Here is a 4,329-nt window from a genome sequence, read left to right on the forward strand (position 1 = left end):
TCGAGCTATTAAAATTAGTTGGGGATAAGGTTGCGCCCCCAGAATTACTCTGTGTCCCTATACTTAAGGTCAGTTGTCCGCTATTGGAACGATTAGGATCGGTAGTCACAAAGTCAAAACTACCCCAGTTAGGATTGCCTCCAATCTCCTGCCAATTGCGCTTTTTCATGGCATTTTATAGTTTTAACCATTGAAAACGACCATCGGGAAACAGAACTTGTCCCCGTTCTGGCCAAGCAATACCTACTAAGAGGGTTTTGGCAATGGGTTGGGGGTTATCATAAAAAGGTTCACTAGTGTTTTGGGCTTGCCAGCGATCGCTTAACTCATTCAACAAAACCCCATTAGCGGGAATTAAAATTGTGGGTTTAAAATCCTTCTTTTCATCGAGATAGCGATTTACTAATTCCTGGGAGCCTTGGAATTTAAATTCGATGTTAATATTAGAATAGGTTTCTTCAAAACGTTGTTCCAGAACAGCGAGGGGTTCTTGCAATTCTGTTCCAGTGACGACATAAAGGGTTTGGTTTAATCCTGGTAAAGGAGCGTAGGCAATGCCTAGGGAAACAGCAATAATACCCAAGGAGGTAATTGTTTTATTGGTTTTATTATCCATGAATTATTATAGCGGCTTGCGACTTTATTGAGTTTTCTGATTTTTTAGGGAACAGGGAACAGGGAACAGGGAACAGGGAAGAGAGAAGAGAGAATAGGGAATAGGGAACAGGGAACAGGGAACAGGGAATAGATCAGTTGGTATTAAACTTAAGTTATTTACAGCAGTTTACAATTGGGTATTGAAAACCGCTATAGCTGATAGCATATAGCATATAGCTGATAGCTGATAGCACCTCAAGTAGCGTGCGCGTAGCGCATTAGCTTACTATCTAGTTAAGAGAGGAAAAGAGCCATATTGTCTTGAAAACCTGCCAATTCGGTACTGAGGGAGCGCAATTCTTCCACGGTTTGGGTATCTTCTAAATTGCTTGTGCGCAGGCGATTCTGCAACTGTTGTAGAACTCCCGCAGTATCAGTAATCAAAGTAGCTAGAGCAATCACCTGGGCTTGTCTAGCATCTTCCCCTTGTCGAGCCAGGGTAATGTTGTGCTGCAAGCTGGTCGCTAATTGTTGTAATTGTTGCCTAGCGACTCCAGAACTATTATTTTGTTTGGCTTCTACTTCTTGCAACTGTTGCTGTAAATCGGTTACCGAAAGCAGGGAGTCGGTACCATGGAGACGTTGGGAGAATTGGTCAATTTTGGTGGGTAATTCCAAAGCGCGATTGACCGAAGGTCACGCTACGCGATCGCATGCGAATTGAATCGTAGAAAGTAGCTCCATTTCGGTGGTAGCAAGGGCAAGTTTTTCCGATTCTGAGCGCAGGCTTTCTGCTTTCTGAGCAATCAGTTGAGCCTGTTGTCGTACCTGTTGTAATTCTCTTTCCAAAGCAGGGTTTTGTAGAGTCGGGGGTCGTTGACTTTCCTTTTGCTTAAGAACAGTAGCACCAGCCACCGTCACCACTCCTGCTAGGGGAATAGCCATGGGGCTGGGAAGTCGAGCAACTCGTACTGCGATCGCCAGGACTACACCTCCTGCTAAGACCGCTAGGGGATAATGAAGAGGATTTGCAAAGGTTAACATGGGTTTGGTAATCGGTAATCAGCGACTGATAATTAACTTTAACTATATTGCGACAACTAATATTATGAGGTACATGTAATTTTTTTTCCTGCTCCCTGCTCCCTGCTCCCTGCTCCCTAAAACCAAGATCTTTGTACCTCATCCAATTGATAACTGCTATAATTTACTTAAAACTCAACTTGTAAATCTGCGATCAACTTAGAAATCGTTTCGGGATTGCCCTGACGATAATAGCCCCCATTTAGTTCAGCAATTGTTTGCAATACTTGAGGACTAAATTCTCATTGTTTGCCGTAACCGACGGTGAAAAAAGCAATACTTTCATCCGCTTCAAAGTTACTGCTTTGTAATTGTTGTGAGAGGCGGTCGAGAGTAATTTATGAGCCAGAATCATGACCATCGGTTAAAATCAACACCGCATTAATTGCGTCTGTTTTAAAATTTTGTTTTAACCAGTTCCGAGCAAAAATAGCACTATCATATAATCGAGTTCCTCCCCCAGCTTTCAGACTACCGATAAATTTTATACCCTCAGCTTTTCCTTGGGGTGTTCCTTCCACCATAAATGGCTGCTTAATCTCATTACTGAAAGGAATAATCGCTATCTTTTCCCTTGAACCGATATTCTGCACGTAGTTCAGTAACGTATTCTGCACAGCCGAGAGTTTCTCACCTCTCATAGAACCGGAAACATCTACGACTAAAGCAACTTGGGAAGGTTTTTTGGCGTAGCTTTGCCAACTTTGCAACATCGCTTCTACCACTTCCGGTTTAGGAGGACGGTAGGAATCGTATTTAGGATTAGCTTGTACCCCAAATTCAGAGGAAAACTTACTGCCAAGGGGCACCCCTGGAATCCCTGGACGTAAGCCCAAGTCTACCGCAATTTTTTGGGTTTCTGGTTGCCGTAGGAATTCAATAACTTTTTCCCCTGCTGCTTTCTCTTTTTCACTCACCCATGGGGCATTGGGGAGGATGGCGCGGATGTTAGAACTGAAGGTAGCAGAAGGATAAACCGCTTGATAGTTAACCGTATTATTACCTTGGCTGTTGGCAGAAATCACTAAGGATTCGTAGACAGAGCCCACAGAAGCCCAAAACGGACCGTTTTTCACCATCGATTTCGCTAAAGACCCGGTGGATTTGCCGTAACGGGTTATTTTGTTTTGGATTTTCTGAACCCGATCTTGGTATTTTTTTACATCAGCTATGGTGAGTTCTTCAGGACGCTTACCGGAAACCGAAGCAAATTGAGCCACTAGGGTTTGCAAGCCAGAATTAGAAAGGGTTGGAGCAGTGTGAACGTAGGTTATTGGTAAAGGAGCCGCCTTGGGGTCTAGATCCTGGTGATTTTTCGCCCCTACCAAGGAAACATAGAGATCGTCCACTGCTGCTAAACTTCCGGCTAAATCAGTTTGGGTCATAAAGACCATCGGACTGTAAGCAAGCAGAGGTGATTCAGTTAAATCTGGGAGATAGTTTTGTCCTGGAAAAATTTTATTAATCTGGAATATCAGCTGACTCTGGTAAATTTCTCCATCGACAGAAATTAAAGTAGGAAATTGGGAGTCTTCAGGAGCGATCGCACCGGATTGCAATTGTTTAGTAAGATTAAGAACTTCCTCCACCACATCCCCACTTCCTTTAGTATCGCAGGTTAGATAAAAGGGAGTACCATCCTTTAGTAAAGGCTGGGAGTTATTGAGTTTGGTTGCAGCGCGATTGACCGAAGGTCACGCTACGCGATCGCAAAAATCTTTTAAGTCACTCCCTGCCAGAAAGCGAATTTCTAAACCTCGGTTAACTGTTTGGTTGATTGTTGGACTATTCTGACAAGCACCAAGGAGCAAGAGAACAGAAGATACCGGTACCAAAGAGAGTTTCCAAGAGATTGAAGGGAAAATCTTGGGGAGATTGCTATAATTAAACATCACACATCCCTTAGTTGTTGAATCTAAGATCAAGCACCAATTAAATTATAACACGTTTGCTTCACCAAAACTCTGTTAAAATGGTAGTTTTTTATGGGGTGTGATAAGATAGAATAGGCTTCCAGTATTTGGTGAAAATTTATCCTATGATTCAGCAAATTACTCCCACCACCGATGACATCTTCTATCCCGAAAGTGACGGGAAACCCATGGCCGACAATACCCTTCAATTTGAACTAATTACCACCATTAAGTATGGCCTGGAAGTCCACTTCAAAGATGACCCTAATGTATTCATTGCTGGGGATTTGTTGTGGTATCCAATACAAGGACAACCCAAAATCAACCAAGCCCCGGATGTGATGGTAGTTATCGGTAGACCCAAAGGGCATCGGCGTTCTTACAAGACCTGGGTTGAAGATAATCTTAATCCCCAAGTCACCTTTGAAATAGCATCAGAAACCAACACCATCAAGGAATTAGAAGACGATAAACTCAAGTTTTACCGGACCCATGGAGTAGAAGAGTACTATCTCTATGATCCAAATAGAGCAAAACTAAAAGGCTGGTTGCCTTCAGGAAAAAAACTAGAACCCATCCCCCAGATGCTGGGTTGGGTGAGTCCCCGTTTATGCTTGATGATATTCTTTCTTTAAATCCTTGGCTAGTTGCTGTTGGAGTGAACACAGTTTTCCTAGCCATGGTATGGATTGCTCCCAAAAAGTTACTCACTGCTGCTGGGATTGTCCACGCTTGG

The 4,329-nt window shown here is 43.2% G+C and carries 6 protein-coding genes and 1 pseudogene; 1 reads left to right on the top strand and 6 read right to left on the bottom strand.

Annotated features, from left to right (window positions below):
- Positions 1-175: 175 nt before the first annotated feature.
- The 6 genes and pseudogenes from F6J94_RS30955 to F6J94_RS30980 all read right to left on the bottom strand — a co-directional run bounded on the left by F6J94_RS30955 (position 176) and on the right by F6J94_RS30980 (position 3,572).
- Positions 176-616 (bottom strand): substrate-binding domain-containing protein, encoded by a 441-nt coding sequence (locus tag F6J94_RS30955; protein WP_293047281.1) that lies wholly within the window; start codon positions 614-616, stop codon positions 176-178.
- A 275-nt stretch (positions 617-891) separates the two neighbouring features.
- Positions 892-1,275 (bottom strand): hypothetical protein, encoded by a 384-nt coding sequence (locus F6J94_RS30960; RefSeq protein ID WP_293047283.1) that lies wholly within the window; start codon positions 1,273-1,275, stop codon positions 892-894.
- An 18-nt stretch (positions 1,276-1,293) separates the two neighbouring features.
- Positions 1,294-1,641, bottom strand: a complete 348-nt coding sequence (locus F6J94_RS30965) for a hypothetical protein (protein ID WP_293047285.1) — start codon at positions 1,639-1,641, stop codon at positions 1,294-1,296.
- A 377-nt stretch (positions 1,642-2,018) separates the two neighbouring features.
- Positions 2,019-2,393, bottom strand: a complete 375-nt coding sequence (locus tag F6J94_RS30970) for a vWA domain-containing protein (protein WP_293047291.1) — start codon at positions 2,391-2,393, stop codon at positions 2,019-2,021.
- Positions 2,394-2,477: 84 nt separating this feature from the next.
- A pseudogene (locus tag F6J94_RS30975) lies at positions 2,478-3,299 on the bottom strand (extracellular solute-binding protein); the annotation flags it as partial.
- A gap of 75 nt (positions 3,300-3,374) precedes the next feature.
- Positions 3,375-3,572: a hypothetical protein gene (locus F6J94_RS30980; protein WP_293047287.1), complete on the bottom strand. Its 198-nt coding sequence runs from the start codon at positions 3,570-3,572 to the stop codon at positions 3,375-3,377.
- Positions 3,573-3,718: 146 nt separating this feature from the next.
- Here F6J94_RS30980 and F6J94_RS30985 point away from each other — a divergent pair, with 146 nt between their 5' ends.
- Positions 3,719-4,228, top strand: a complete 510-nt coding sequence (locus tag F6J94_RS30985) for a Uma2 family endonuclease (RefSeq protein ID WP_293047289.1) — start codon at positions 3,719-3,721, stop codon at positions 4,226-4,228.
- Positions 4,229-4,329 lie beyond the last annotated feature (101 nt).

Source organism: Moorena sp. SIO1F2 (assembly GCF_010672755.1).
GTDB lineage: Bacteria > Cyanobacteriota > Cyanobacteriia > Cyanobacteriales > Coleofasciculaceae > Moorena.

Excerpts from the sequence above, each read along its gene's own strand:
- F6J94_RS30985 (WP_293047289.1), top strand. The coding sequence starts at position 3,719 with ATGATTCAGCAAATTACTCCCACCACCGATGACATCTTCTATCCCGAA.
- F6J94_RS30970 (WP_293047291.1), bottom strand. The coding sequence starts at position 2,393 with ATGTTGCAAAGTTGGCAAAGCTACGCCAAAAAACCTTCCCAAGTTGCT.
- F6J94_RS30980 (WP_293047287.1), bottom strand. The coding sequence starts at position 3,572 with ATGTTTAATTATAGCAATCTCCCCAAGATTTTCCCTTCAATCTCTTGG.
- F6J94_RS30955 (WP_293047281.1), bottom strand. The coding sequence starts at position 616 with ATGGATAATAAAACCAATAAAACAATTACCTCCTTGGGTATTATTGCT.
- F6J94_RS30965 (WP_293047285.1), bottom strand. The coding sequence starts at position 1,641 with ATGTTAACCTTTGCAAATCCTCTTCATTATCCCCTAGCGGTCTTAGCA.